16 protein-coding genes are annotated in these 21,660 nt (G+C 68.9%); 7 read left to right on the forward strand and 9 right to left on the reverse strand.

Annotation, left to right across the window (positions count from 1 at the left end; genetic code table 11):
• Nucleotides 1–19: 19 nt before the first annotated feature.
• Nucleotides 20–1,000: a transcriptional regulator gene (locus tag NO998_RS11580; RefSeq protein ID WP_267647355.1), complete on the reverse strand. Its 981-nt coding sequence runs from the start codon at nt 998–1,000 to the stop codon at nt 20–22.
• Between the two features lie 115 nt (nt 1,001–1,115).
• On the opposite strand from NO998_RS11580, the gene NO998_RS11585 reads away from it, so the two are divergent.
• Nucleotides 1,116–2,411, forward strand: a complete 1,296-nt coding sequence (locus tag NO998_RS11585) for a tRNA(Ile)(2)-agmatinylcytidine synthase (protein WP_267647356.1) — start codon at nt 1,116–1,118, stop codon at nt 2,409–2,411.
• A gap of 71 nt (nt 2,412–2,482) precedes the next feature.
• Entirely contained in the window at nt 2,483–3,433 is a 951-nt protein-coding gene (locus NO998_RS11590) for a type IV pilin domain-containing protein (RefSeq protein WP_267647357.1), read from the forward strand.
• On the opposite strand, the gene NO998_RS11595 is transcribed toward NO998_RS11590, so the two are convergent.
• Both NO998_RS11595 and NO998_RS11600 read right to left on the reverse strand, forming a co-directional pair.
• Complete coding sequence (locus NO998_RS11595) at nt 3,430–3,939, reverse strand: NUDIX domain-containing protein (RefSeq protein WP_267647358.1); 510 nt, start codon at nt 3,937–3,939, stop codon at nt 3,430–3,432. The two genes, NO998_RS11590 and NO998_RS11595, sit on opposite strands and share 4 nt — an antisense overlap.
• A gap of 106 nt (nt 3,940–4,045) precedes the next feature.
• Nucleotides 4,046–5,125: a pyridoxal-phosphate dependent enzyme gene (locus NO998_RS11600; RefSeq protein ID WP_267647359.1), complete on the reverse strand. Its 1,080-nt coding sequence runs from the start codon at nt 5,123–5,125 to the stop codon at nt 4,046–4,048.
• A gap of 139 nt (nt 5,126–5,264) precedes the next feature.
• Between NO998_RS11600 and NO998_RS11605 the strand changes: the two genes are divergently transcribed.
• The gene (locus NO998_RS11605; protein WP_267647360.1) at nt 5,265–6,248 is read left to right on the forward strand and encodes a hypothetical protein; all 984 of its coding nucleotides are present in this window, start codon (nt 5,265–5,267) and stop codon (nt 6,246–6,248) included.
• Here NO998_RS11605 and NO998_RS11610 read toward each other — a convergent pair whose 3' ends face one another.
• The 3 genes from NO998_RS11610 to NO998_RS11620 form a co-directional block, all read right to left on the reverse strand.
• The gene (locus NO998_RS11610) at nt 6,249–7,208 is read right to left on the reverse strand and encodes a succinylglutamate desuccinylase/aspartoacylase family protein (RefSeq protein ID WP_267647362.1); all 960 of its coding nucleotides are present in this window, start codon (nt 7,206–7,208) and stop codon (nt 6,249–6,251) included.
• 134 nt (nt 7,209–7,342) lie between these two features.
• Nucleotides 7,343–8,530, reverse strand: a complete 1,188-nt coding sequence (locus NO998_RS11615; RefSeq protein WP_267647363.1) for a M24 family metallopeptidase — start codon at nt 8,528–8,530, stop codon at nt 7,343–7,345.
• A gap of 54 nt (nt 8,531–8,584) precedes the next feature.
• Complete coding sequence (locus tag NO998_RS11620) at nt 8,585–15,361, reverse strand: hypothetical protein (RefSeq protein ID WP_267647364.1); 6,777 nt, start codon at nt 15,359–15,361, stop codon at nt 8,585–8,587.
• A 442-nt stretch (nt 15,362–15,803) separates the two neighbouring features.
• Here NO998_RS11620 and NO998_RS11625 point away from each other — a divergent pair, with 442 nt between their 5' ends.
• From NO998_RS11625 to ftsZ, 3 genes are all read left to right on the forward strand, one after another.
• Entirely contained in the window at nt 15,804–16,058 is a 255-nt protein-coding gene (locus tag NO998_RS11625; protein WP_267647365.1) for a DUF8028 family protein, read from the forward strand.
• Nucleotides 16,059–16,267: 209 nt separating this feature from the next.
• On the forward strand, nt 16,268–16,417 hold the full coding sequence (locus tag NO998_RS11630; protein ID WP_267647366.1) for a ribbon-helix-helix domain-containing protein: 150 nt from the start codon (nt 16,268–16,270) through the stop codon (nt 16,415–16,417).
• Nucleotides 16,417–17,601: a cell division protein FtsZ gene (gene ftsZ / locus NO998_RS11635; RefSeq protein WP_267647367.1), complete on the forward strand. Its 1,185-nt coding sequence runs from the start codon at nt 16,417–16,419 to the stop codon at nt 17,599–17,601. The genes NO998_RS11630 and ftsZ overlap by 1 nt, the downstream gene beginning before the upstream one ends.
• 127 nt (nt 17,602–17,728) lie before the next feature.
• On the opposite strand, the gene NO998_RS11640 is transcribed toward ftsZ, so the two are convergent.
• Entirely contained in the window at nt 17,729–18,748 is a 1,020-nt protein-coding gene (locus tag NO998_RS11640) for a succinylglutamate desuccinylase/aspartoacylase family protein (RefSeq protein WP_267647368.1), read from the reverse strand.
• A 114-nt stretch (nt 18,749–18,862) separates the two neighbouring features.
• Here NO998_RS11640 and NO998_RS11645 point away from each other — a divergent pair, with 114 nt between their 5' ends.
• On the forward strand, nt 18,863–20,185 hold the full coding sequence (locus NO998_RS11645; protein WP_267647369.1) for a putative ATP-dependent zinc protease: 1,323 nt from the start codon (nt 18,863–18,865) through the stop codon (nt 20,183–20,185).
• Between the two features lie 36 nt (nt 20,186–20,221).
• Here the strand turns inward: NO998_RS11645 and NO998_RS11650 are convergent, their stop codons facing one another.
• Together NO998_RS11650 and NO998_RS11655 are read right to left on the reverse strand one after the other, a co-directional pair.
• Nucleotides 20,222–20,791 carry a DUF8054 family protein gene (locus NO998_RS11650; RefSeq protein WP_267647370.1) on the reverse strand — a complete coding sequence of 190 codons (570 nt, stop codon included), beginning with the start codon at nt 20,789–20,791 and terminating at the stop codon, nt 20,222–20,224.
• A complete protein-coding gene (locus tag NO998_RS11655) occupies nt 20,788–21,561 on the reverse strand; it encodes a nucleotide-binding protein (protein WP_267647371.1) in 774 nt (257 codons plus the stop codon). The genes NO998_RS11650 and NO998_RS11655 overlap by 4 nt, the downstream gene beginning before the upstream one ends.
• Nucleotides 21,562–21,660 lie beyond the last annotated feature (99 nt).

Here is a 21,660-nt window from a genome sequence, read left to right on the forward strand (position 1 = left end):
TCAGCGGTACCGGCCGGCGTCAGGCTTCGCCGGGTTCGGCGGCCCGCTCGCGGATCAGTTCACGAACGGCTTCCGGGTCGTTCGTGTCGGCCAACTCCTCACACGACACCAGCGCGGTACCCTTCACCGACTCCCGTTTCGCACCCTCCTCGACGAAGTAGACCGAACGGGTCCGGGTGACTTCGCCGAGCGAGGACATGATCCGGGCGCGTTTCTCCGCGCTCGGGGTGAACGCCGAGTGGCCGGTCAGTAGCTTCGCGCCGTCCCGGCCGCGGCGTTCCTCGTCCTCGGAGACGCTGTTGAACGGCGCCCGCGTCGTCGGGTGGACGGTAAAGCCCGCCCGGGTCAGCAGGCCAACGACGTGCTCGTCGTCCGGGTCGGCCTCTGGGGCCTCGGGCGTCGGCTCGGCGTCCCGGACCGCCTCGGCGCCGTCCATCACGTCCATCGGCGCCGTGAAGGGTCGGTCGAACACTTCCTCCAGTTTGACGGCCACGTCGATGGAGGCGTTCATGCCGTCCTCGTACTTCGAGACGGTGCGGCGGGAGACGCCGAGTTCGGAGGCCAGTTTGCCCAGACTCAGGTCCTCGCGCTCGCGGGTTTCCGCCAGCAGGTCGCCGTCGATGTTGACGTATAGCCCGCCCGGCGCCGCGTAGATCAGCGGCGGCACGTCCTCGACGAACAGGTCGAAGGCCGTGTCGGGGTGGAGCGCCGGCACGCCGTGGCGGAAGTACACCACCTCCGGCTTGAGTTCCTCGTCGCGGGTGCGCATCCCCACGACCATCGGCGTCGCCGAGAGGTACTCGCCGAGTCGGCGCATCTCCTGACCGGTCGCGGCGTCGAAGGCGTCGACGTTCCCGAGCACCTTCAGCAGGACCAGTTCCTCCCCGCGGCGAGCGGCCACGTCGAAGCTCTTGGGCCGGATCGCACAGCGCTCGCTGACGAGGAACCCCGCGTCCCGCATCATGGCCGTGACGTTCTCGATAAGCGCTGTACGGCTCATACTCCGGGGTAGACGATTCCCAGTATAAAACCGTTGTGCAAAACTACTTTCCGACTGTCACGTCCCGCCGCGCCGACGCGAAACCCCCTTGCACGGCGGCCTCCTCCCGCCGAACGTGACCGTCATCGGCGTCGACGACACCGACTCCCGCGAGCGCGGGATGTGCACGACCTACCTCGCGGCCCGCGTCGCCGAGCGGATCGAGGCCGCCGGCGGGACCGTCGCCGAGCGCCTGCTGGTCCGCCTCAACCCCGCCGTCGAGCGGAAGACGCGGGGGAACGCCGCGCTCGCCATCCACACCGACCTCGACGCCGACGCCGCCGCCGACATCGTCCGTGACGAACTCGAACCGCTCGCGGAGACCGACGACCCGCGAACCTCGCCCGGTCTCGTCGTCGCCGACTGCGACCCCGAGGCGGTGCCCGATCCAGTCGCCGAGTTCGCTCGGGAGGCCGTCCGGTCGTTCCACGACCTCGACCACGCGCTCGCGCTGGCCGACGACGCCGGCTTCACGACGGAGGGCTGGGCCGGCGGCCACGGCCGGATCGGCGCTCTCGCGGCCGTCGGCGCCGCTCGCGCCTTCCCCGAGTGGACCTACGAACTGATCGTTTACCGCCGGCTCGAGCGCTGTGGCACCCCCCGGGAGGTCGACGAACCGAGCCTGTTCGACGCCGCCGAGGCCGCCTATCCCGAGGCGTGGGACACCGTCGACCGCGGGGAGGGGGAGGCGGTCTGTGTCCCCAGCGCGCCCGGACCGATCCTCTACGGTATCCGCGGCGACGATCCCGACGCGCTCCGGGAGGTTGCGGCGGGAACCGACTCGGAGGCGGTCGAGCGAACCGCGCTGTTCCGAACCAACCAGGGAACCGATGCTCACCTCCGCGACGCCGACACCGACGACCTCGGCGACCTCCGTGACGGCCGCGCGTACCGCGTCGACTGCGTCGTCGATGGCGAACCCGAGACCCGCCGCGGCGGCCACGTCTTCGTCCCGATCCGGGCCGTCGACGGCGGCGAGCCGTCGGGGTCGACCGTCGACGCGGCGGCCTTCGAGCCGACCAAACGCTTCCGGGATCGCGTGCGAGCGCTCCGCGCGGGCGACGAACTCACCGTCTGTGGGGAGGTAAGCGACGGCAGCCTCAAACTGGAGAAGTTCGCGGTCAGGACGCTGAACCGCGTCGAGGAGCGCAACCCCCGCTGTCCCGACTGCGGGAACAGCATGGGTTCGGCCGGTCGGAACCAAGGGTACCGCTGCCGGGACTGCGGGACCAGCGCCCCCGGAAAAGTCGAGGCCGAGGTCGGGCGCGACCTCGAACCGGGCTGGTACGAGGTGCCGCCGTGTGCCCGCCGGCACATCGCCAAGCCGCTGGTCCGGGGCGGCTTCGACGGACCGACGCATACCGAGCGGTAGCGCCCGTTACGGGCCCAATCGGCCGAAATATTGCCCCACAGTTATGTATCCGATGGCTAACGTCTCCAGTAGTGATACGTTCGGGGCGCGGCCAGTCCGCCGTCATCGGCGCCGTACTTCTCGTGGACGTCGTGGCCGTGATGGCGGGCACGGTCATGGTCTACGGCGGCACCCTCGGGAGTGCGCTCGCAGAGCCAGCTCAGGTCAGCCTCGAGGCCGAACAGGCCGCGGGCGCCAGCCAGTACGAGTCCAGCGCGGCGCTCCGTATCTCCCACGAGGGTGGCCCGGCGGTGGCTCCGGCCGACCTCGCTGTCGTCGTCGACGGGGAACGCGTCGCCAACCGCTCGAACCTCACGCTCAGCTACTCGGCATCGACGTTCGGCGTCGGCGAACACCTCGTCGTCGAGCAGACCAGCCCGGCCGGCCTGACCGGCGGCGAAGAGGTACTGTTGTTGCAGGACACCGGCGACTCGGCGTTCCGGCTTCGCTCCTTCACCGTCGAAGGCGGGGGACCGGGAGCCGGGCCCTCGGTGTTCGGCTTCGAGGCGTCGGTGGTCGGCGAGTCGCCGGCCGACCCGTGGGCGGCAGCGAGTACGTGGCCCGACGGCACCACCGAGGTGCGGGCGGACCCCGCTCGAAGCGGGGAGCGAGCGCTGTACCTCTCGACTGCCAGCGATAGCTGTGACAACGACGGCTGTGACGTTTCGACGGCGACTGCGACGGTCCGGGTGAACCTCACGGGCGTCGCGGAGATCCGTGTCGACTACTACGACCAGAACGACGCCCAGATTCGCGTCGACGGGACGAGTCGGACCGGCGGCTACGGTGACTCCTTCGCCGGCGGTCGGGAGGCGTGGAACACCATTTCGATCGACACGTCGAGCGATACGGGCATCGTCGACCTCACGTTAGCCAACCGAGAGCAGACCCGGGACTCCGGCAGTGCACAGGTCTACTTCGACGACATCCGGTTCTACGACGCCGATGGCGATCGGATCGCCGCCGAGGACGTGCTCCCTTAGATCCGGTCGATCGCGGTTTCGAGCACGCCCGGGTCGTGGACCGTCTCCCGCCCTTCGTACCCCGACACCGTCAGGAACGCGGCCTCGGCGGCGTCGGTGCCGGCATCGAGGTCGCCAGTCGTCGCCTCGCGGTCGACGGCGAAGAACACCACCGCGTGGGTGCGCTCCCCGCCGGTCGCCAGCCGCGTGCCGGCGACTTCGAGGTCGGCGGCGGCGACGGCCAGCCCCGTCTCCTCTTCGAGTTCCCGCGCGGCGGCCTCGGGCAGGGGTTCGTCGTACTCGGCGTGCCCGCCCGGGAGCGCCCACGCACCCTCCGATGGCGGCTGGCCGCGTCGGATGCAACAGACCGTCCCGTTCTCCACCACCGCGACCGAAGCGCCCGGGACGGCGTTGCGCCAGAGCACCCGCTCACAGTCGGGGCAGTAGGCGCGTCGGCGGCCGTCGATCTCGCGGTGTTCGACCGCGGCGCCACAGAGCGGGCAGTAGTCGGCGTCGACGGCGATCACGGTCGAGGGTTCGGGGGCGCGCGGAAAACGGTTCGGTCCTACTCCGCCGCCGACGGGTGGGACACCGAACGCTCGCAGTTCGGACCGTCCGACGGCGGAACGTCGGTCATCCCTTGAGGCCGCTTCCGGTCAGCGGGACGACGACGTCCTCGTCAGCGTCGATTTCGCCACGCTCGCGCAGTTCCGCGAGCGCCGCGGGCGCGACTGCACACGTGGGTTCGGTGTAGAACCCCGCCCGGTGGAGTCGGTCGAGTTCCTCAGCGACCGGTTCCTCCCCGAGTGCGATGGCATCGCCGCCGGTCGCGTCGATGGCGTCGAGGATCGCCTCCTGCTGGACGGGATCGCGGATCTGGATGCCGTCGGCCACGTCGTTCGATCCGGCGGCGTCGCCGTGGAGTTCGGCGGCGATCGGCGCGTAGCCGGCGGCTTGCGCGCCGTAGAGCCGGGGGATCTCGTCGATCCAGCCGGCCTCGGCGAGCGCGCGGAACCCGCGGTAGGCGCCGAGGAACAGCGTGCCGTGCCCCAGCGGCGTCACGACGGCGTCGGGTGCCTCCCAGTCCCGTTGGAGGGCGATCTCGTAGGCGACCGTCGCCGTCCCGGCGAAGAAGGCGGGGTTCCACGCGTGGGAGGCGTACCACGCGCTTCCACCGACGGCCTCCTCGACGCAGGCGTCGGTCACGTCCCCCCGGCTCCCCTCGACGCGGATCGGCGTCGCGCCGGCGGCCTCGATCGCCTCGATCTTGCTCGCTTTGACGCTGGCCGGGACGTAGATCTCGGCGTCGATACCGGCCCGGGCGGCGTAGGTGGCGATCGCCGCGCCCGCGTTGCCCGAGGAGTCCTCGACGACTTTCCCGACGCCGAGTTCGACCGCTCGCGAGAGTGTCGTCGTCGCGCCGCGGTCCTTGAAGCTCCCGGTGGGGAACACGTACTCCAGTTTGAACTGGGCGTCCCACTCCGGAGCGTCCTCCAGCGGCGTCATCCCTTCGCCGAGGCTGACGTGCTGCTCGACGGGCAGGAACTCTGCGAAGGCCCACAGCCCCTCGCGCGTGTCGAAGCTCGCGGGCTCCGGCGCGGGACCCTCGGGGAGCGGCTGCCGGGCGAACTCCAGGGGGTAGCCACACTCACAGCGCCAGCGGTCGGCGTACTCGGCGCCGCAGTCCGGACAGACGAGAGCGGTCGCAGTCATGGTTCCCGGGTTGGGCGCCGGTGGCCAGTAGCTGTCGGTCGGTCAGCCAGCATGATCTCTGTCTAACTAGGGCGGAATTTATGGGAGATAGCGAGGAACGATCGATGTGGAACACACGAGACGCCGACTGCTCGGTAGTGTGGCTGCGGCCGTATCGCTCGCTGGCTGTGCTGGGAACGATCCGACGACGGAGACGACTCCTGACGCGTCGACGGCTACTGAGACGCCGACGGACTCCCCGACGCAGTCGCCCACAGCTACGGAAGCTGCCACCGAGACCCAGCAGCCGACCGAAACCGAGACCGAGGAACCCACCGAGACGCCGGATGACCCGTCCGTCAGACTCTGGCCCAACGCCGTCACGACGGTCTTCTCCGGCGACGTGGAAGCTGAGGCCGTGACAGATGCGCTCGGCCGGGAGCCCCAGTCGTCGAAGCACTACGGCGGCCAACGGGAGGGGGAGACGGTGACGTACTTCGTCTCGATGACCTCGTCGTTCTCGGTTTCGGACGCCGAAGACGCCTTCGAGGGGAGTGACCTCTCCGTCGAGACGCTCTACCGTGGTGTCGGTCCCGACTATCTCGCCGAGTACGAGTCGGCTATCGGGGAGCAGGCCGCCGCGCTCGCAGACGTGGAGCCGTCGTCGGTCACGCTCTCTACGGGTCGCTTGGGCCGTCACCAGTACCTCGACATCGCGGCACCCACCGACACCTCGGCGCTCGTCCCGGTGCTCCCGGACGCGGAGATCAACCGTGCCGGGGACGGCGAGAACTCCCGTGTCGTTGGTCCGGATGGGTTCTCGACCGGCGAGGGGCTCACAATCACCGCCCAGTCCGGCCTCTGGCTCGACCTCTCGCTCGACGACTCGGGGATCGAGCAGTTCGCCGACGCCGTCGCCGACGCGAGCAGCGCGGAACTGAGAGGTGATTTCTTCCGCTTCACCGTCGACGGCGACGACTTCGATACGTTCGGGATATCTCAGCGGTTTGAGGCGTCCGTCGAGGACGGGGAGTGGAACGGGGAGTTCGGGTTCAGGCTCGCCGAAGGCACGGCCGAGAAGACCCGCATCCGCGAACTCACCGGACTCCCACCGGTGCCGTTCGACTGTGAACCCCTCGACTGATCAGAACGAGTCGATGCCCGTCGCCACCGAGCAGACGTACTCGCCGGTCGCGACCTGCGGGAGCCGACGGGAGCGCCAGAAGATGCCGTCGCCGTCGGCGGTCACCCGGCTCGCCAGTTGGCCGAATGCGTCGGTCACCTCGAACAGCGTGTCGCCGCGGACGACCTCGTCGCCGAGTTCGGCACGGAAGCGGACCAGCCCACCAGACGGCGAGCGGTACTGATCGAACCCCGCCGCGCGGGTCTGGGTCGTCGTCTCGACATCGCCCTCGAGGAAACCGTAGTGTTTGAGGACGTTGAAGACGCCCTCGACGCCGTACTGGATGCTCTCCTCGTCCCAGCCCACACAGCCGCCGAGTTCGGGGTCGATGGTGGGGATCCCCTCGTCGGGCGCCGCGCGGGCGAGCTGCCCGTCGGGACCCTTCTGGTCGAGGACGTAGCCCGTGCCGAAGGCTTTCGCCAGTTCGAGGCAGTCACGGTGCATCCGGTGGTGGCGGCCACAACGGACCCGCGCCTCGTTGAGCATCCGCGAGGTCGAGCCCTGGTGGAGGTCGAGGACGTAGTCGGCGCGGCTGGCGGCGTCGAAGGTGGCCGCCGCGATGCGTTCGGAGTTGGTGCCGCTCTCGTTGCCGGGGTACGCCCGGTTCATCTTCGTGTCGTCGATGGGGTTGCGGTGCTCGGCGATCTGGAAGGCGTGGTGGTTGACGATGCCGACGATCAGCACCGCCCCGGAGAGTTCCGCGGGGTCGAGGCGGGGAACCACTCGCGTCAGCACGCCGAGGCCGTTGAGCTCGTCGCCGTCCGAGACCGCCTGCATATAGAGCGTCTCGCCGTCGTCGGCACCGTTGACCACACAGACCGGCAGGGAAACGGGGCTGCCGTCGCGGCTCTCGCCGACCCGCAGCCGCCCGGTGTCGGTCTCGCCAGGGGCCGCGCTCGCGTCTCCGAGCGTGAGACTCATTACGCGTTCGTCGTCCGTTCCTGCCTTAGTGGGTTCGATACCGGGTGGGAACGCCGATACTGGGGCCACGCGGTCGGTGACCGTGTGTCGACCCGGTCGAACCTCGCAAAAACGACCCGCCGCGATACGCCCGCTTACTCCGTGATGACGTTCGAGTCCAGGTCGCGCGGGTAGTAGGTCAGCCACTCGGTTCCGTCCTCAGTGATGGCGATGGTGTCGGAGTGGCGGTAGCCCTCGGTCTCGGTGTAGAGGCCGGGCTCGATGGTGTAGACCTGCCCCGGCTGCATCTCGGCGTCGTCGTCGTCGACGTGGTCGTAGTCGCCCCAGCCCTTGTCGATGTACGGCGGCTCGTGGCCGCCGAGGCCGATGTTGTGGCCGACGTGGTGTTGGGCGAGGTCGGTGATTCCCTGCTCCTCGTAGAACTCCCAGACCTGCTCGTCGACGTAGGACAGCGGCACGCCCGGCCCGAGCGCGTCGATGGCGATGGTCTGGGCTTCGAGCATCAGTTCGAAGTAGTGTTCCTGCTCGTCGCTGACCTCGCCGACGAACATCGTCCGCTCCAGTTCGGAGCCGTAGCCGTCGACGTTCGCGGAGGCGCCGGTCACGAGCACGTCGCCGCGCTCCAGTCGCTGGTTCGGCGTGTGGCCGTGGGGCAGCGCGGTCTCGTCGGCGGAGATGTAGCCCGCGAAGGCGGGGCCGTTCGCCCGGACGTTCTCGACGAAGCGGTCCCCGAGCGTGTCGAGCATCGCCCGCGAGGCCTCCATCGACGCCTTCTGGGAGACGGTCGCCGGGTGCGCGCCCGGCTCGGTGAAGTCCGCGAGGTACTGGTGGGCGAGGTTCGCCCACTCCGCGGACTCCCGGATCAGGTCGATCTCGGCGTCGGTCTTCTCCCAGCGCATCCGCGAGACCCACGACTGGGTCTCCACGTCGACGAACTCCGAGAGCGCGGGGCCCTCGTAGCCCATCACGCCCGGCGCGCCGTCGGCGTCGGCGGCGACGGTTTCGGCGCCGAGGCCGTCGAGCATCTCGGCGACGAGCTGGATCGGGCGCCCCTGGGGGTAGTCGAAGTAGTGGTGGACGGCGTCGATCCGGTCGACGGTCTCGACGCGTTCGACCTCCAGTCGAGGCACGACGATCTCGATGCGGTCCTGCGTGACCGCGAGCGCGACCGGCCGCTCGGTCTGGACGTGCTCGAAGCCGGAGACGTAGTGGATGCTCGTCGCGGAGAACCAGACGGCGGCGTCGGCGTCGGTGTTCGCGAGCTTCCCGCGGACTTCGCGGAGTCGGGATCGGTACTCGGCGTCGGGTAGGACTGCCGGCATGGTTGTGGGTGTTACCCAGGGAGCAAAAGCCTCCGGGTGGACCCCGCTCCCTGCCTACTCCCGCCGAGCGAGCAGCGCGGCGCCCGCGAGCGCGACCAGCAGCGTCGCCAGCGCGAACGGCGAGTCGGCCTCGGTGCTCGTGCTGTCGGCGTTCTCGAACGTGATCGTCGGCGTCTGTCGCTCGTCGGCCGGCGGGATCGTTCCCGCGTCGACGCCGTCGGCCTCGATCAGGATCGGCCCCTCCTGCTCGATACCGGAGGCGTTCGCACTGATCTGGACGGTTCGCGTGCTGTTGGCGTCGACCCGGACGGTTCGCTGGGCGACCAGTTCGTTCGCGGCGGTGACGTTCACCGTGTGGTTGCCCGCGACGGGGCCGGTGTTCCGGAGCGTCACGTTCGTCCGCGCGTCGAACAGCGTGACGTTGGTCGCCACCCCGGAGGCGTTGGCCGCCGGCAGCGAAGCGTCGACGACCGAGACGTTCGCGCCCGAGAGCGCGACCGCGAACCGTTCCGCGTCGGTGTCGACCCGGAAGCCGTGTTTGTCGACGGCCTCACCGATGTAGGTCGCGTTCAGTTCGGTCCCGTCGGCGGTGAACACCCGAACTGTGTCGGGGTCACGGTCGCCGAGTCGGCTATCGGTTACCCGGACCGTGTAGGCTGTCTCCGTGACGGCGCCGGTGCCGGCCTCGTAGGCCACTACTGGGTCGACGCTCTCCGGAAGCGCGTCGAACGCCCCCGAGCGGCCGGCTTGGACCGTCAGCGTCGCCGTCCCGTTGGTCGTCGCCGTGAGCTCGACGTCCGAGAGCGAGACGCCGATGGCCCGCTCGGTCTCGCTCGGCGTCAGGTGGGCGGCCACCGACGCGCCCCTCCGGGCGTTCTCGACGACGACTTCGCGACCGTCCTCGATCGAGACCACCCGGACCGAGAGCGGGGCGCCGTCGCTGCTGTTGTCGACCCGGGTGACCTCCTCGGTCGGCTCGGGTTCGGGTTCCGGCTCAGGGGCGGGCTGCTGGCCACCCTGTTGGCCGCCACCAGTCTCGACCCGGTAGGTCACCGAGTCGTTCTGCCCCGCGGCGCCATCGTTGCCGGCGTTGTCGACCGCGGCGGTCAGTTCGGCGCCGAACTCGCCCTCGCGGCCGTCGGCGAGCGTCGTGGTGTAGGCGATCGTGTCGCCGGTCCGGGTGGCGTCGAAGTCCGCGCGCGTGAGGTTGCCGCCGGTTGCGACCGAGAGCGCCACCCGCAGGGTTTCGAGGCGCTCGTTCGAGCGCATCGCCAGTTCGATCGTCGAACCGTTCCGCGACACGTCGAACGCGGTGACCGTGGGCACCGTGTCGACGACGGTGACGTTCTCGGTCAGGCTCGCGTTCGACCCGTCCGAGTCGTTGACGACGGCGTCGAGGGTCACGTTCGCTCCTTCGAGCGAGCCGTTGTAGAACGCCGTCGTGTTCACCGTCAGCGTGAGGTTCTCGGTCCCCAGCGCGTCGGTCGTGTTTAGCCCGACCGTGACGCTCTCGTTGAACCCATCGGCGTTCGCGTCGGTGACGTTCGTCACCGTCGCCGTCGTGTTTGCGTCGTCGACGCTCGCGTTGGCGCCGAACACGTCGGTGCCGTTGCTGAAGGTGAGCGTCGCCGTGTCGTTGAGTCCATCCGAGTTCAGGTCGCTGACGTTCAGCACCGTCGTCTGGTCGACCGTTCGGTTCGGCCGGACGTCGGTGGGCGTGACGTTCACCGGACCGACCGTGACGTTCTCGGTGTCGACGACGAGCGAGTCGTTCTGGCCGACGGTGACGTTGTTGCCGTACGGGTCGGTCGCGTTCGTCAGCGTCGCGGTGAAGTTGCCGTCGACCCCGTCGCTGACGTTCGTCTCGTAGGTGTAGTTGCCGTCGACGGGGGTTTCGGTGAAGTTCCCGTGGGTGAGCGTCTCGTTCAGGTCGCCGCCCAGGCTGACGTTCAGCGTTTCGAGGCTCTCGTTGCTCGTGACGGTGAGGTTGATCAGCTGTTCGTCAGCAGTGAGGTTGAACGCCGTGACCGTCGGCACGGTGTCGTTGACCGCGACGGTCGTGTTCACCGGGCCGGCGGTCTCGTTCAGCGAGTCGTTGACGAGGGTGGTGACGTTGAACGTCTCCCCTTCGGTGCTGTTGGCGTAGGTCGCGGTGAGGTTCGTCGTCAGCGTGACGTTCGCGCTGCCGGTCGCGTTGCCGGTGCTGAGGTTGACCAGGATCGCCGTCCCGTTGTCGGTCACGATCGCGCTCGCGTTCGCCCCCTCCGCGGTGACGTTCCGCAGCTCGACCGCGCTCTCGTTGGCGAACTCGTAGGTCACCGTCTCGTTGATCCCGTCCTGACTCAGGCCGGTGACGTTCGTCGTGAGCGTCTGGTTCGTGCGCTCGCCGGGCCACAGCGTCTTCGGGCTGATCCGGATCTGCTGGATCTTCGGCCCGACCTCGTTCACGCGCACGCTGTCGGTCTCGCCGTCGGCGCCGTCGTTGCCGAATCGATCGACTGCGCTCGACAGCGTCGCGGTGAAGTAGCCGTCCTGCCCGTCGCTGACGTTCGCGGTGTAGGCCCAGTCGTCCTCGGCGATCTGGGCCCCGTTCAGGTCCGTGAGCGTCTCGTTCAGGTCGCCGCCGAGGTCGACCTCGCTGGCCGAGAGCTGTTCGCTGGCGTTGAACGACACGTCCACGTCCTGGCCGGTCGCGTTCAGGCCGAAGTTCGTGACCGTCGGCGGCACGCCCTCGACGCTGACGTTCGCCAGCGCGGCCGCCGCGTCCTCGTCGCCGTCGGAGTCGGTCGCGCTGGCGTCGACGGCGAGCGTCGCACCCTCGGTGCCCCCGGGGTACGCGACGGTCGCGTTCAGGGCTGCGGTCACGTCCGTGGTACCGCCGCCGTCGCCGGTGTCGAGACTGATCCGGATTCGCTCGTACTCGCCGTCGCCGTCGGGATCGAGTCGCTCGGTGCCGCTCACCGTCGACTCGCCGGCTGTCACCGTCCCGCCACCGAGCGCGGTGACGTTCAGCGACTCGTTCAGCGTGAGCGTCAGCGTGTCCGTCCCGCCGTCCTGGCCGAAGTGATCCGCGCTGACGGTGAGGTTCTGCTCGACGGTCGATTCGGGCGTGACCGAACCGGGCGTGACCGACGCCGCGGTGAGGGTCACCGACCGCGTGTTGACGGTGAGCGCTGCCGTGTGACTCGCGTTGTTGCCGTTGTCGGCGTTGTCGAGGGCGGCCCCTTCGGCGAGGCTCGCATCGAACGTCCCGTCGACCCCGTCGCTGACGTTGGCTTCGTAGGTGTAGTTCCCGTCGACGAGCGTCTCGGTGAAGCTCCCGCGTGTCAGCGTCGCCTGCGGGGAGTCGCCGGTCGTTTCGACGGTGATCGTCTCCAGCGCCTCCGTCGAGTTGAACGAGAGGTTCACGTCGCGGCTCTCGTTGCTCAGCGTGAAGTTCGTGATCACGGGATGCGTGTCCCGAACGCTGACGTTCGTCAGTTCGGTCTCCTCGTCGCTGTCGCCGTCGGAGTCGGTAGCGCTGGCGTCGACGGCCAGCGTCTCGCCCTCCAGTTCGTCGCCGTACGTCGCGGTGACGTTGATCGTCAGCGTGAGGTCCGTGACGCCGCCACCGGAACCGGTGGCGACCTCGACGGTGAGGGTCCCGGCGTCGGTCAGGCTCGCGCCCCCGACCGTGCTGCTGACGTTCGTCGCCGTCACGTCGACGGAGTCGTTGAACGTCACGTCGACCGTGTCGGTCTCGCCGTCGAGGCTACCGTTGTGGACGTCGACAACGACCTGCTGGGCGACAGTCGACTGCGGGTCGACCGGGTCGTTCGTCACGTTCGCAGCGACCACGTCGATCGGGTTGTTGTCGACGACGACGCCGGCGGAGTGGGTCTCCGGGTTCGCGTTGTCGTCGGAGTCGAAGGCCGCTCCCGCGTCGAGGGTGGCGTTGTACGTGCCGTCCTGACTGACGAGGCTCTCGTTCGTGTAGGTCCAGTTGCCGTCGGCGTACGTCTGGACGAAGTCGCCTTCGTCGAGCGTCCGGTTCGCGTCGAGGTCGCCCGTGAGGCCGACGGTGAACCGGACGAGTTGCTCGTTCGCGTCGAACGTCAGGTCGACGCCGTCTGCGGTCTCGTTCACGGTGAAGTTCGAGATCACCGGCTGCGTGTCGACGACGCGTGCCGACGTTTCGTTCGTCGTCGCGTTCTGGGCGCCGTCGGAGTCGATCGCGGTGACGTTCAGCGGCACCGTCTCGCCCTCCAGTTGGCCGCCGTAGTCGACCTCGGCGTCGAACTCGACGGTGACGTTCGCGGTCCCGAGGCCGTCGCCGCTGTCCACGTCGATGAGGATCGAACGGTTCGTCGTGCCGGCGACGTTGCCGCCGTTCGCGCCGTTCACGCTCCCCCACCGCGCGGAGCGGACCCGGGCGTTCTCGGGGAGGGTGACTCGGACGCGGTCGGCGTTCCCGTCGCGGCTGAGGCCGTCGACGGTCGCAGTGAGGTTCTGCGTGACTGTCTCGTTCGGCCGCAACTCGGCCGGGTCGACGGTCGCGTCGACGACTACCGGGTCGGTCTCGTTCACCCGGAGCGTCGCGTCGAGGTCGCCCTCGGCCGCGTTCCCGTACAGGTCCGTCGCCGAGAGGGTGGCGTCGAACTGACCGTCCTCGCCGTCGCTGACGTTGGCCTCGTAGACGTACGTCCCGTCGACGGCCTCGACGAGCGTGACGTTCCCGGCGAGGGTCCGGCGCTCGCCGTCGAGGTCGTTCTGGAAGCTCGCTTCGGCGGTACCCAGCTCCTCGCTCGCGTTGAACCGCAGGTCGACGTCTTGTGGCCCCTCGGCGGTGAACAGCGTGAAGTTCGAAATCGTCGGCGGCACGTCGCGGACCGAGACGTTGGTCACCGCCGTCGCGGTGTCACTGTCGCCGTCGGAGTCGAACGCCGAGGCGTTTACCGGGAGGGTCTGACCCTCCAGAGTCTCGTCGTAGGTGGCGTTCACGTCGAAAGTCACCTGCACGTCGGTCACCCCGCCACCGTTGCCGGGGTTGAGAGTGGCGTTGAACGCCTGCCCGCCATCGACGGTCGTCGCCGCGCCGGCGGTCGCGTTCTCGACGCCGTTCAGTTGGACGTTCTCGGCCTCGCTCGGGAGCACGACCCGGACGGTGTCGGTGCCGCCGTCGAGGCTCACGTCGGCCACGTCGACGGTGATCCGCTGATCGGCCGTCTCGCCGGGGCCGACGGTGCTGTTGGTGGCGTTCGCCTCGACGACGACGATGGCGTCCTCGTTGACGGTCATCGAGTCGTCGTGGGAGTTCCGGTTCCTGTTCGGACTGTCGGCGGTGTCGACGACGTAGTAGGAGCCGTCCGCGCCCGTGACGTTCGCGCCGAACTCGCCGTCGATCCCGTCGCTCACGTCGAACGTGTAGGTCCAGTTGCCGTTGCTCGACTGCTCGCCCGCGTTCCTCACGTCAAGCGTCCCGCCGGCGTCGCCGGTGAGGTTCACCGTGCCGCCGCCGAGTTGCTCGTCGGCGACCAGTTCGAGGTCCACGTCCTGTGCCCCGCCGGGCCCGCGGACCAGTGTGAAGTTCGTGATCACCGGCGGCGTCACGTCCTTGACGTCGACGGCCGCGATCTGCTGGCTGTCCTGCGCGTTGTCGCTGTCGATTGCTTCGGCGTCGATCGCTTCGATCCGCGCCCCCTCGCCCACGTAGGTGGCGTCGATGTCGAAGCCGACCGTGTAGGCGGCCGTGCCGCCGCCGCTCCCGCTGTCGACGGCGACGCTGACGGTGCCGTTGTCGACCGTGGCCGTGCTACTCACGCTCGCGCTCCCCTCGACGACCGACGCCGAGGCGTTCTCGACGACGACGCTGTCGTTGACGGTGAACGAGACCGTCTCGCTGCCGCCGTAGGCGCTGGCACCGGAAACGGAGACGTTGGCGGTCTGGGAGACGGTTTCACCGCCGCCGACCGCGGCGGGCGTGACGTTGCCCGAGTCGACGCTGATCCGCGTCGCGTCGACCGTCGCGCTGTCGCTCGCGCTCGGGTTCGACTCGGTGTTGCCCGCGTAGTCGGTCGCCCCGTCGACGGTCGCGGTGTACTCGTCGTCCTGTACGCTCAGGGCGCTCGCGGCGTAGGTCCAGTCGCCGCTGCTCTCGTTGAAGTCACTCAGCGTCAGCGAGCGGGCCACCGTCCCGTCGGAGCCGTCGATGGTGACGTTGAGCGCCGAGAGTTCCTCGTTCGAGTCGACGACGGCGTCGAGGTTGCCCTCCCCGTCGGCGGTGAGGCTGATACCCACGTCGGGCGGGGTGGTGTCCTCGATCCGGATACTCCCCGACTCGGGGGAATCGACCGACTGCGGGTTGAGGTCACCGACGATGTTGTAACTCCCCTCACGCGGGGGGTTCACGACGTTCGAGAACTTGACGACGACGTAGTCTCCCCCCGTGAGGTCTTCGTTCCCGCCCAGATCGATGACCAACTTCGTTCCGTTTTCCTCGGTCGTGACCCCGTTCACGTCGTAGTGCGCACTGGAGTCGATACTGCCGGCTGTTCCCCCAGTCCCGATCGCTTTGATCGTGTCGTTGCTGACTCCTGTGAGGTCGAACGACGCCCCAGTCGAGTCGTTCGCGTAGTCGATGATCACCCTACTGAGCGACCCACCGGCCTCGTTCGAGGACGAGTCGTCGACCGGGATTGAGACGTTGTGGGTCGTCTGTGCCCCCGCTTCGGGGTTCTCGGGGCTGATGACGACTGTCTCGCTCGCCGCACCGACACCACCCACGAACACTCCGCCGACCGCACTGAACAGCAACACGGCCACGAGGCCGACGGCGACGCCCCGTGCGTTCATTTCGTTTCCCCCCGTTCGGTTTCCGAGCCCCACCTCGGTCCCCGTTCGCGCTCTCCCACGCGCGAACGAGATACTCCGCAGTCTGTCAGCGACATGGCCCCGAAACTCAATCGACCGGGTTAAAGTCAGGGGGCTGACCGACGAAACGGCCGGCCACGACCCCCGGCTCAGTACCCCCAACTCCCCCTCAGTCAGCGCTCGGAACATGCCTGCGAGGACGGCCAAGTCTGTGACGGCAGCACGTGACCATCTGCTGGAACTGTCTCTCAAACACTAGGTTGTAGGTTATGGTCTCTTTAGCCGTTGTGAACGGTCTAACCGATTCTGAGGCCTTCGTGAAACGTCGGCCGCGCCGCCGATGGTCCCGTAAAACGGCCCGAACCGTGGGGTACGAACGTCCCGTTATACGTGGTCGCCGCTCTCAGGGTAGGGTAGACCAACCATGTCCACGTCCGAACCCTCCACGTCGGCGCCGGTCGGCGCCGATGCCCTCCCAAGCCCCGTCGCGACGCTCGCGGCGACGGTGTTGACTCCCGTCCGTGCGGCGGCGTTCTGGACCGCGGTGGCGCTCCCGCTGGTCGCCCTCCCGCTGGTGGCGACCGGCGCCGTCTGGGACCGACCGCTGGCGTTCTGCTTCCTGATCGCGCTGAACGCCGTTGCGTTCCTCGTCGGCCACGGCTACGACCCCGACGCCTGAGCAACCACCGGCCGACGACACGGTCCCCGTCGTCGCTGCCGGGCGTTCCCACCCCCAACTCTCGACTCCCTGACGGGTACCCCCCTGCTTTCTTCGGTCTCTGGTGTGTCGGTAGTGGTACCTAAGACGGCTGACCTCCCGAGTAGACGGGGCGGGGACCCCGTCCGCTCGGACCCGGGCACGGGTCGAGTCCGTCTTTCGGGGGACCTATGGAACGAGTCACACTCCGCATTCCGCGACAGCAGGTAGCGAGCGTCGAACAGTTGGTCGAGACCGGCGAGTATCCGAACCGGAGCGAAGCGATCCGCTCTGCGGTCCGATCGCTCGTCGACGAGCGTCGAACCGAGGTGGACGCCTGATGCAGGATCTCGTACAGGACGCCCTCGAGAACGCCGAGGAGGAGCAGTCGATGCAGGACGTCGACACCGGGGAAGACGAGGAGTTCGGCAGCCCCCGGATCGTCATCATCGGCGCCGGCGGGGCCGGCAACAACACGATCAACCGACTCTACAACATCGGCGTCGAGGGCGCCGACACCGTCGCCATCAACACCGACAAACAGCACCTGAAGATGATCGAGGCCGACACCAAGATCCTCGTCGGCAAGTCCCTCACCGAGGGGCTGGGTGCTGGTGGCGACCCCGAGATGGGCGAGCGTGCCACCGAGATGGCTCAGGGGACGATCCAGGACGCCATCGGCGACGCGGACCTCGTGTTCGTGACCGCCGGAATGGGCGGTGGGACGGGGACCGGCGCCGCGCCGGTCGTCGCCAACATCGCCAAGGAACGGGGCGCCATCGTCGTCGGGATGGTCTCGACGCCGTTCAACGTCGAGCGTGCCCGCACGGTCAAAGCCGAGGAGGGCCTCGACAAACTCGAGGACGAGGCGGACTCGATCATCGTGCTGGACAACAACCGCCTGCTCGACTACGTCCCGAACCTCCCGATCGGGAAAGCGTTCTCGGTGATGGATCAGATCATCGCCGAAACGGTCAAGGGAATCTCCGAGACCATCACTCAGCCGTCGCTGATCAACCTGGACTACGCGGACATGTCCACGATCATGAATCAGGGCGGCGTCGCGGTGATGCTCGTCGGCGAGACGCAGGCCTCCGACAAGGAGGAAGTCGTCGACGACGCGATGAACCACCCGCTGCTCGACGTGGACTACCGTGGCGCGACCGGCGGACTGGTCCACATCACGGGCGGCCCCGACCTCACGCTCAAAGAGGCCGAGGGCATCGCCGACGACATCACCGAGCGCCTCGGCGCCTCCGCGAACGTCATGTGGGGCGCGCGGATTCAGGAGCAGTACAAAGGGAAGGTGCGAGTCATGGCCATCATGACCGGCGTCGAAGGTGGCGACGTGATGGACGCCGCCACGAAGAAGCAGGCCAACAAGGCCCGTCAGGCGATGGGCGAGGACGCCCCCGGCGGCGCCGAGGTCGAAGTCGGTGACCTCGGCGACGGCGCGGCCGGCCAGCAGGCCGACGCCTCCGGCGGCATCGACGACAGCGATACGGACCTCGACGTCGTCCGATAGCCCGCCACGCCGTTTTCGCCGTTTCTCCGTTCGTCGTTCCCGGTAGCCACGGCGCCGTCCCGTACGCCGCGTCGTCGACGGCCACCCGGGGGACAGCCCACCCCGACGGGACCGGCGTGACGGCTCCTTACGGCCGCTCGGGCATCGTTCCCGACCGCTCGCGCTCGTAGGCGCGCCGTGTCGGTTCGTCGAGTTCCACGAGGTGGATCAGCGGGTTCCCCGGGTACACCACCGGGTTCTCCAGTTTCCCGACGAGCAGCCCCGTGAACGGGGCCTCGACCTCGACGACGTCGTCCTTGAACGGGTTCGAGATGCGACAGACGGGGTCGCCCTCGTGGACCAACTCGCCGCTGTCGTAGTGCATCTCCACGATGCCCCCGGCGTCGGCCCGAATCCACGTCTTCTGATCGCTGGTCACGATCGTTCGCCAGCCCGGTCGGTGCACGGCGTCCGCCGGGTGGACGCCGTACTCCGCGAGCACGCTCGCGACGCCGTCCAGCGCCTGATCGATCAGCAGCCGCTGGAACCGGTGAGCTTCCCCCATCTCGACGGTGACGGTCGGAACGCCGGCGCTCGTCGCCTCGTGGCGCAGCGTCCCCGACGCCCCTTCGCTGTCGATGATGACGTTCGAGCCGAACGCCCGCGCGAGCCGTGGGACGTCGTCGACCGCCATGTCTCCGCGCGCATGGAGCATGTTCGTGCGGCCGCGCGTGGAGGTGTGGAAGTCGAGCCCGAAATCGCACGGGCGGATGAAGTTCCGGAATATCTCGTCGGCCATCCGCTTTGCGCTCGTCGAGCCGGCGTTCCCCGGGAACGATCGGTTCAGGTCGCGGTCGTAGACGGGCAGGTAGCGCTGTTGGGTAACGAACCCGGGGACGTTCAGCACGGGCAGGCAGACCAGCGTGCCGTGGAGGTTCGTGTGTGACCACTCGTGGGCCACCTCGCGCACGACCTCGATACCGTTCAGTTCGTCGCCGTGAGAGGCCGCGGAGAGGAACACGGTCGGCCCGTCGTGCTCGCCGTTGATGATGGAGACCGGGATGCGGACGGGGTCGCCGAGATACGTCTCACTGATGCTGTACCGGATGTCCGCACGGGCCCCCGGGTCGACCCGCCCACCGTTGTACGTGAACGCTTCGTCGGTCATTACGGCGTGCTTGGTGGGCGGTACGTAAAGCTGGGTTGCCCGGGCGAGCGCAACCGTGTCACGCCGCCGGTCCCATCGGCACCGTTTAGTCGCTTTCGGCGCAATTCCGCCGTAATGGACGACTCAGTCTCGGTCGGCGTACTCAGCCTCCACAACAGCAAGGAGACGAAGGCCATCCTGAACGCGGTGGAAGCGCTCGGCCACACGGGTGTCTGGCTGCGCGAGGAGAACCTCTGTGTCGATCTCGAGGACGGGACGGCGACGATGGACCCCAACGTCGACGTGATCGCCAACCGACTCCTGCTCTCGAAGACCGAACACCCCGCGGAACTGCTCGGGCTCGCCCTCTCGCTCAGCGAACTGCGGCCGATGCTGAACCGACCGCGGAACGTCCTCACGGCGTTCCACAAGTTCGCGACCGCGACCACGCTCGCCGACTCGGACGTCCAGCTCCCCGACGCCACGCTCGCCCTCGACGCCGACCGGCTGAACGCCGAGAAGTCGAAGTACGGCGACGAAGTCGTCTACAAGACGGCGATCGGCACCCACGGCGGCGGCACGTGGAAGATCAGCGCCGACGAGCAGGTCAACCCCCGAATCGGCGAGCGGTACGCGTTCCTCCAGCAACTCATCGAGCGCGACAGCGAGCGCCACCAGGACCTCCGCATCTACGTCGTCGACGGCGAGATCGTCGGGACGATGCGGCGGTTCGCGCCGGAGAACGACTGGCGGACGAACGTCGCTCTCGGGGGCGCCGTCGAGGGCGTCGAGGACCTCCCCGACGCGGCCGCGGAGATGGCGGTGGACGCCGCCGACACCATCGGGCTGGACTACGCGGGCGTCGACCTCGTCGAGGGCGCGAACGGCTGGCACCTGCTGGAGGTCAACCCGACCGCCGGGTTCAAGGGGCTGTTCAAGGCGACCGGCGTGAGCCCAGCGCCGTACGTGGCGAAACTCGCCATCGAGACGGCCGGCGCCGAGGTCGACGACGAGCGGGTCGCCGAACTCGCGGGCACCCTCGACGACTCGATGCCCGAGACCGTGATCACCGAACCCGAGCGCCAGACCGACGAGACCACCACCATCGGCTACACGGAAGACGTGCTCGTCTCCGGGACCAGCGGAACCGAACGCGTCTCCGCGAAGTCCGACACGGGCGCCGCACGGACGAGCATCGACACCCGCCTCGCGGCCGAGATCGGTGCCGGCCCGATCAAGTCGATGACGAAAGTCCGCTCGGGCAGCGTCAAGTCCGGGCAGTCCCGCCCCGTCGTCGACATCGTCGTCGGCGTCGGCGGGGACCGCCACACGGTCGCCGCGTCGCTCGAGGACCGCAGTCACATGAACTATCAACTGTTGCTCGGCCGGGACATCCTCCAACACTACCAGGTCGACGTTCGGCGACGCTCGGACGTCGAACAGTCGGGCGAGGAGTAACACCGTTTCGGGGCTGACTTTCCAGCCCTTTCGGCCCTACTCCGCGAGTTCTCCGTCGAGGCCCCACTCCGCGGCCCGTTTTTCGGCCTCCGCGCGTGCCTCCTCTTGGATCGCCTCGATCCGTGCGTCGTCCTCCAGAAACGACTCCAGCGCGCTCGCATCGGTCTCCGCGGCGTCGTCCGGCGCCCGCGCTCTCGTCCGCTCGGCGAGTTCGGGGTCGTCGGCCAACTCCTCGGCGGGTGCCGCCGGCGGCACCGAGAACGCCGACGCCTCGTGGACCGCCGTCAGCCTCTCTGCCGGCAGTTCGTACAGTTCGACCGTGCACGGCCCCGGACCGGCGAGCGCCGCGAGGGCCTCGACGCCACGGCTGTCGGCGCGCCCGTCGTCGGCGCCGCCGTCGCCGCGTTCGCAGTAGGCGGCGACGGGAACGCCCTCTTCCAGCGTGAGCACGCCGGGCTCGCTGTCGGCCAGCAGCGAGTCGGGCTCGATCCGGGCGTAGCCCGTCAACTCCCGGGCGAGTGCGGCGTCGAGGGCGCCGCCGACCCCCACCCGCGAGCGAACGAGCGTCCCGCGGGGGATATCCAGCTCCGGCGTTGAGCCGCTCATGGCGACTCGGGGATCACCGCCGAGCGGAAGCGGTCCGCGACGGCGTCCTCGTCGCCGTCGTGGATCTCCAGCCGATCCGCTGCACGGCGGTAGGCGGCGGCGGCGGCGGAGTCGGGCGCGTACGCGAGGAGGGGTTCGCCCGCCCGGCGGGCCGCACGCGCGGCGTCGCTCTCGGGGACCGTCGCCAGCGTCGGCCCGCCGAAGTACTGCGCTGCCTGCTCGGCGACGCGGTCGATGGCCTCGTCGTCCTGCACGCGGTTGAACAGCACCCCCGCGGTCTCGGTGCCGTAGGAGCGGGCGTACTCCTGTACCTTCAGGCCGTCCGAGAGCGAGGGGATCGTCGGCTGGAGCACCACCACGGTCCGGTCGGCGAGAACGAGCGGGAGGATCGCCGACTGCGACCCGAGGGCGGCGGCGGAGTCGAGCAGCAGCACGTCCGTGTCGGCCGCCAGTTCGGCGACGACCTCCCGCAAGCGGGTCGGGTCGGCCTCGCGGAACGCCGCCAGCGAGGTACCACAGGGAACCAGCGAGAGACCGAACCGCTCGTAGACGGCGTCCTCGACGGCGGCGTCGGCATCGGCGAGCAAGAGGTCCTGCAGGGTGGTGTCGGCGTCGGCGAGCCCGGTGTGGAAACAGAGGTTCGCCATCCCGGTGTCGGCGTCGACGACGGTCACGTCGTACTCGTCGGCGAGGGCCATCCCCAGCGCGAGCGTGCTGGTGGTCTTCCCGACCCCGCCCTTGCCGCTCGCGACCGTCAGCGCTTCGACCATACCCTCGTTGTGGCTCGTTCCGGGTTAAAAATTTCACTCTCAGACCGTGTTCCTCCCCGCCACCGGTTGGTCCGGCGGGGTTCATGGTGTTGGGTAACC

It is taken from the genome of Halolamina litorea (assembly GCF_026616205.1).
In the GTDB taxonomy this organism is placed as follows: domain Archaea; phylum Halobacteriota; class Halobacteria; order Halobacteriales; family Haloferacaceae; genus Halolamina; species Halolamina litorea.

Excerpts from the sequence above, each read along its gene's own strand:
- NO998_RS11650 (WP_267647370.1), bottom strand. The coding sequence starts at position 20,791 with ATGAGCGGCTCAACGCCGGAGCTGGATATCCCCCGCGGGACGCTCGTT.
- NO998_RS11620 (WP_267647364.1), bottom strand. The coding sequence starts at position 15,361 with ATGAACGCACGGGGCGTCGCCGTCGGCCTCGTGGCCGTGTTGCTGTTC.
- NO998_RS11600 (WP_267647359.1), bottom strand. The coding sequence starts at position 5,125 with ATGACTGCGACCGCTCTCGTCTGTCCGGACTGCGGCGCCGAGTACGCC.
- NO998_RS11640 (WP_267647368.1), bottom strand. The coding sequence starts at position 18,748 with ATGACCGACGAAGCGTTCACGTACAACGGTGGGCGGGTCGACCCGGGG.
- NO998_RS11580 (WP_267647355.1), bottom strand. The coding sequence starts at position 1,000 with ATGAGCCGTACAGCGCTTATCGAGAACGTCACGGCCATGATGCGGGAC.
- NO998_RS11625 (WP_267647365.1), top strand. The coding sequence starts at position 15,804 with ATGTCCACGTCCGAACCCTCCACGTCGGCGCCGGTCGGCGCCGATGCC.
- NO998_RS11630 (WP_267647366.1), top strand. The coding sequence starts at position 16,268 with ATGGAACGAGTCACACTCCGCATTCCGCGACAGCAGGTAGCGAGCGTC.
- NO998_RS11610 (WP_267647362.1), bottom strand. The coding sequence starts at position 7,208 with ATGAGTCTCACGCTCGGAGACGCGAGCGCGGCCCCTGGCGAGACCGAC.
- NO998_RS11615 (WP_267647363.1), bottom strand. The coding sequence starts at position 8,530 with ATGCCGGCAGTCCTACCCGACGCCGAGTACCGATCCCGACTCCGCGAA.
- NO998_RS11645 (WP_267647369.1), top strand. The coding sequence starts at position 18,863 with ATGGACGACTCAGTCTCGGTCGGCGTACTCAGCCTCCACAACAGCAAG.
- ftsZ (WP_267647367.1), top strand. The coding sequence starts at position 16,417 with ATGCAGGATCTCGTACAGGACGCCCTCGAGAACGCCGAGGAGGAGCAG.
- NO998_RS11655 (WP_267647371.1), bottom strand. The coding sequence starts at position 21,561 with ATGGTCGAAGCGCTGACGGTCGCGAGCGGCAAGGGCGGGGTCGGGAAG.